At 46.6% G+C, this 1,610-nt stretch carries 1 protein-coding gene; it reads right to left on the bottom strand.

Annotated features, from left to right (window positions below):
• The coding region (locus AC4FIA_RS17490) for an ATP-binding cassette domain-containing protein (RefSeq protein WP_490366895.1) at nucleotides 1-1,610 on the bottom strand (1,610 nt) is incomplete at both ends.

The raw sequence follows: 1,610 nt of genomic DNA, 5'->3' as shown, positions 1-1,610 counted from the left end.
GGGTTATACAAATAGCGTGACTCAACATTAATACTGCTGGTCGACTGCACTTGGCTAGCTTGTGAGGCTTGCTGCAAAAGCCATTTCAGGTGAATACCTGTTACATAGCCCTGTATAGTTTCGGCTCTTGAAGGCATAGCCCCATCAATCCATGCCCCTATTTCCACTTGTTCGCCTTTATGCAGTTTTTGGCTAAATTCGGGGGGAATTTCCACAGCCAATGAAAGCTCTCCGCTTTTCATTCTCCTGTCCATATCGGCATAGCTGGTAATGACTGGCTGTTCATTGAAATAGCGCGAGCCTGATAAAGCACTGCGATAGTTAAGACTAGTGGAAGTTTGATCGCGATCGAATACCGCATAGCTTAAGTCATCAACGTCCATAGTAATGCCATAGCCAATAACTACCATTAACACCATGCTGCCTAAGAACGACATGGTTAAGCGAATGGGGTCGCGGATAAGCTCAAGGGTTTCACGCGAGGCATAGCTTAACAATCGCCGTAAGCCTTTTGCACGTTTATTCGGTGGCGTGGCTTTATCTGCGCTAACACCTTCTGGTGCACTTTGCTCAGTGTTTTGTGTTTGGTTCTCAGGTGTTTGCGCTTCAACTAAATAATCGGTAAACGCTTGCTCTAACGTATCGGCAGATTTAGACGCTTTTATGGCTTGCGGTGTATCGGTTACCAGCACTTCGCCTGCATGCATTAGGGAAATTCTATCGCAGCGTACTGCCTCGTTCATAAAGTGTGTAGAAATAAAAATGGTTACGCCGTCTTTTCGCGCCAGAGAAATAAGCAACTGCCAAAAGTTATCTCGGGCAACTGGATCGACGCCAGAAGTGGGTTCATCGAGTATCAACACTTCAGGTCTATGCACCATGGCCACAGCCAAAGACAGACGCTGGCGAATACCCAAAGGAAGGTCGTTGGGCAAGCTGTGTTGGTGATGACTTAATGCAAAGCGGTTAAGCATTTCGTCAACGCGGGAATTTAATACGCTGCTTGCTACTTTGAAGAGTTTGGCATGAAGCGTAAGGTTTTGCCGAACGGTTAATTCGGTATACAAAGAAAAGCTTTGCGACATATAACCTACGCGGTAGCGGGTGTTAATATCGTTAGCAACAAGAGGGCTGCCCAGCAACCACGCCTCGCCAGAGGTTTGCGGCAGCAGGCCAGTAAGCATTTTCATGGTGGTAGACTTACCACAGCCGTTCGACCCTAAAAACCCGAAAATCTCTCCTTTACCAATCGTGAAGCTAACGTTATTTACTGCCGTAAAATCGCCGAACTTCATAGTAAGGTTTTTAGCTTCAATCGCGGTTTGCATATGCTCACTAGCCTTATAAGGCTGCACAACTACGCTGCGATGTTCATGCTTTGCGTCTGCCGGCAAAAGCGCAATAAATGCCGCTTCTAAATTACTGGTTTGTGTTTCACTAAGCAGTGACCTCGGTGAGCCGCTCGCCAGTATCTCACCTGCATTTAACGCTATTAGATGATCGAACTGTTGGGCTTCATCCATATAGGCAGTCGCTACCAATACGGTAATATTTGGCTGGGTTTTGCGAATGTCTTTAATAAGCGACCAAAATTGACTTCGGGCAAGGGG

The sequence above is a fragment of the Thalassococcus sp. genome (assembly GCF_982780845.1).
This window is presented reverse-complemented; position numbering and strand designations above follow the sequence as displayed.